Source organism: Streptomyces sp. NPDC006261 (assembly GCF_040613515.1).
Taxonomy (GTDB): Bacteria; Actinomycetota; Actinomycetes; order Streptomycetales; family Streptomycetaceae; genus Streptomyces.
The window spans coordinates 1-3,759 of record NZ_JBEXSI010000138.1; the positions used below are offsets into that span (position 1 = coordinate 1).

The following is a 3,759-nucleotide window of genomic DNA, read 5'->3' on the forward strand; positions in this document are numbered from 1 at the left end:
GCAAGTTCGTGCTGTTCCAGCAGTCCGACAACCGACGGCATTCGCGACCTCCACGAGAGCGACGAAGACACCCCATCACTCCCACACCGACGCCGCCCCTACCCATGACCAGCGAAAACACAGTCGTCAGACTCGGAAAGACAACAGCGTCTTACACTGCTCAGCGACGTGCTGGACCTGGGCGACGAGGTCACCTGGGCCATGGGCCTGGTCGACGGCGGAGCGTCCCTGCTCCTGACGCTCCTGTTCAACCACGGTCAGACCGTGCTCTACCTCTCCGGCCGTGCGGTGAACCGGGCGTCCAGCGGCTACCGGGGCGAGGGCAAAACGGACGCCCGGGACGCCGCGATCATCGCGGACCAGGCCCGCATGCGCCGTGATCTGCACCCGATCCGCCCGGGCGACGAGATCACGACCGAGCTCAAGACCCTCACCGCTCGCCGGGCCGACCTGGTCGCCGACCGCACCCGCACCGTCAACCGGCTCCGCGACCAGCTCCACCAACCTGGCGAGGAACCTACTAGGGCATAAGCGGCAATCGCTGAGAAAACCTCACTGGCCGCAGCTCTGGTCTGCTTGACAGTCGTGTGCACAATCGAGGCGAGTCGGCGAAAGCAGCACCGACGCGCGTTTGACGTCCAGCGCTCGCCAGCTCGCACCATAGACCGAGGATGATGAAGAACAAGCTGTACCGCTGTGCCCCAAGGCCGGAACAGCCGGGAGATCGGCACGGGCCGAAGGTCGGAAATGTCCCTTATGCGTATTGACCGCCGTTCTTGAGAGGAGGAAGATGGAATCGGGTTAGGAGAACCGATGCGCGATAGGCAAGCCGAACGGCGTTCGGAGACCATGGGCGAGATCCTGCGGGCGGCATGGCAGGTCGCGGAAGCCGAGGGTATCGGCGGCATGACGCTCAAGGGCGTGGCGCGCAAGGTGGGGATGCAGCCGCCTTCCCTGTACTCGTACTTCGGCTCGAAGTTCGCCCTGTACGACGCGATGTCCGAGCAGGGGTGGCGCCAGTTCATGGCGGCTCGCAGGCAGGTGTCGATGACCGGTGAGCCGCTTACCGATCTCAAAGCAATCATCCGGTTCTTCCTCGACTTCTTCACGCAGAACCCGGCCCGCTACCAGTTGTTGTGCCAACGGCCCGTCCCGGGTTTCGAGCCGTCCACCGCGTCCTACGCGGTAGCCGTCGAGGCTCTGGAAGCGCTGCGCGCCCAACTGGCCGACGTTGGCATCTTCGACCCCGGAGCCCTCGACCTCCTGACGGCCCTCTCCACCGGACTGGCGGACCAGCAGATTTCTAACGATCCCGGAGGGGACCGCTGGACCCGGCTGGCCGACGAGGCCGTGGAGATGTTCTACGCACACCAGACACACCCGCGGAAAGGTGAGTGAACGTCGTGACCAGCACACATAGGACAGCCGGGGTCCCCCCGCCGCTGCGGCACCAGGAGGCCTCCGTGCTCGCGGCGGAGGAGCTGCGGCGCGTGGTCGAACTGGCGCGCTCCCTGGAGCCGCAGGACTGGGCACAGCGGACCGAGTGCCCGGCCTGGGACGTCCGCGCGCTACTCGGGCACATCCTCGGCATGATGGAGAGCACCAGCTCCTTCCGCGAGTTCGTCCACGTGTTCCGGGCCGGGCGGAAGGCCGCCGAAGGGCGACCCACCATCGACGGCATGACCGAGGTCCAGGTAGCCGAGCGGGCTGAGCTCAGCCGGCAGCAGCTCCTCGACCGGCTCACCACCGCGGGTCCCCGTGCCGCCCGGGCACGCCGCCGACTGCCCGCCCCTGTGCGGGCGCTCCCCATGAAGCAGGAGCTGGAGGACGGCACCGCCGAGTTCTGGCGGCTGGGCTACCTCTTCGACGTCATCTCTACGCGGGATCCGTGGATGCACCGAACCGACATCTGCCGTGCCACCGGCCGCGAGCCACTGCTCACCGCCGAGCACGACGGACGGCTGGTGGCCGACGTCGTCGCGGAGTGGGCCCGTCGTCACGGCCGGCCGTTCCGCCTCACCCTGACCGGGCCGGCCGGAGGGGTATTCAGCGTCGCTGAAAGGGCGGGTGAGATCGAGGAAATCACCGAGGACGCCGTCGAGTTCTGCCGCGCGCTCTCCGGCCGCATCGCAGGAAGCGGGCTGCTCGGCCAGCTCGTGCCGTTCTGAGCCTCACCGCGAGGCTCCGGAAACCACCCGAGGAAACATCATGCGAACTCACCGAATCGGGCGGGACGTCAGCGTCCTCAACGACCAACTGCCGGTGCCCGGCATCGGGTTTCTCACCGTGAACGCCTTCGTCCTGCACGCCGCCGAACCCGTGGTCGTCGACACCGGCCTGAGCCTGCCCGACCGGGGCCTCATGGACGCGCTGGGGTCGGTCATGGACCCCGCGGACGTCCGGTGGATCTGGCTCACCCACCCGGACCGGGACCACACCGGCGCGCTCTTCGACCTGCTGGCAGCCGCACCGCGGGCGAAAGTGGTGACCACCTTCCTGGGCATGGGCATCATGTCCACCGTCCGCCCGCTGCCCCTCGACCGGGTGCACCTGGTCAACCCCGGCCAGACACTCAACGTGGGCGACCGGGTGCTGCACGCCTTCCGGCCGCCGCTGTACGACAGCCCGGCGACGGTCGGCTTCCACGACGACCGGTCCCGGACGGTATTCAGCTCCGACTGCTTCGGCGCCCCGCTGCCCAGCCCTGAACTGGCCGCCAGCGACAACGCCGACGCCATCCCGGCCGACCTGCTTCGCGCCGGCCAGCTCCTGTGGGCAACCGTGGACAGCCCGTGGGTACGTCTTGTCGACGAGCAGGCCTACGAGGCCACCTTCCAGCCTCTCCGGGCCGCGGCACCGGAGGCCGTGCTCAGTACCCACCTGCCGCCTGCCGTCGGGCACACCGCCGACTTCCTCGACATGCTGCACACGGCACCGACGGCGGACCCCTGGACGGGACCGGACCAGCAGGCACTGGAGGAACTGCTCGCCGGCTTCGAGCCGACGGCGGCCTCCGCCACCTGACATCGTCTCCCGATGGCTTTCCGGAGCATCCGGCCAGCGACACGGCCGCCGCCGATTCCAACACGCCGCACCTACCGCAACAGGTCTGTTGCGATGGGTGAAGGCTCGCCAGGCGGCCACCTCCCCACCGGCCTCCCGGGGCTTTGGGCCCGACTCGACCAGAGAACTGACCTATCCAAGCAGCGAACTCAGGGCCTAGCGAACGCGTGTGCGGAATTCGACGGCGGACGAGCGGCTGTAGAAGGAGGTGAGCTGACTGCGGACAGGTGTCGCGTGGGAATGGGTGCGGTTTGCTGTCCACCGCCGGCGACGGTTGTGAGCGTGAGGCCGAACAGAAGTTTGTTCATCTCCTCGCTCGTCAGCCCCAGTTCCGCTGCTACGGCGGAAGGCTTCACACCCTTTGTGCGCAGCGCCGCGAATACCTTGGTCAGCACCTGTGATGTTTCCCGCTCCCCCATGCTCTCGGGTTCGGCGGAACGGTATCCCAAGCGGCTCAGTTCCGCGCAAGTGGACCTGTACTGGTGCTGTCACGTTGTTGGGTGCGTGGGTCTCTGACGGTGCGTCGGGGCGTGGTGGGGCTGGGGTTTCGGACTGGTGCTCAGGCTTCAGCGGGCTGGCCGGTGATCTGGTCCCAGATGGCGAAGCGGATGGTCATTTCGGCTCGGTAGTGGGCGGCGGTCATCAGATGGCGGCGGGGCCGGAAGTGGGGTGAGATGCCGCTGAACGCGGCCAGGA

Annotated in this window: 3 protein-coding genes and 2 pseudogenes; 4 read left to right on the plus strand and 1 reads right to left on the minus strand. The window is 67.8% G+C overall.

What is annotated here, in order from left to right; all coding sequences use genetic code 11:
• Nucleotides 1-144: 144 nt before the first annotated feature.
• The 4 genes and pseudogenes from ABZ154_RS34845 to ABZ154_RS34860 all read left to right on the plus strand — a co-directional run.
• A pseudogene (locus ABZ154_RS34845) lies at nt 145-498 on the plus strand (IS110 family transposase); the annotation flags it as partial.
• Nucleotides 499-813: 315 nt separating this feature from the next.
• On the plus strand, nt 814-1,398 hold the full coding sequence (locus ABZ154_RS34850; RefSeq protein ID WP_356838463.1) for a TetR/AcrR family transcriptional regulator: 585 nt from the start codon (nt 814-816) through the stop codon (nt 1,396-1,398).
• A gap of 5 nt (nt 1,399-1,403) precedes the next feature.
• The gene (locus tag ABZ154_RS34855; RefSeq protein ID WP_356838465.1) at nt 1,404-2,168 is read left to right on the plus strand and encodes a maleylpyruvate isomerase family mycothiol-dependent enzyme; all 765 of its coding nucleotides are present in this window, start codon (nt 1,404-1,406) and stop codon (nt 2,166-2,168) included.
• A gap of 40 nt (nt 2,169-2,208) precedes the next feature.
• Complete coding sequence (locus ABZ154_RS34860; RefSeq protein WP_356838466.1) at nt 2,209-3,024, plus strand: MBL fold metallo-hydrolase; 816 nt, start codon at nt 2,209-2,211, stop codon at nt 3,022-3,024.
• Nucleotides 3,025-3,622: 598 nt separating this feature from the next.
• Here the strand turns inward: ABZ154_RS34860 and ABZ154_RS34865 are convergent.
• Nucleotides 3,623-3,759, minus strand: a pseudogene (locus ABZ154_RS34865) (IS6 family transposase); the annotation flags it as partial.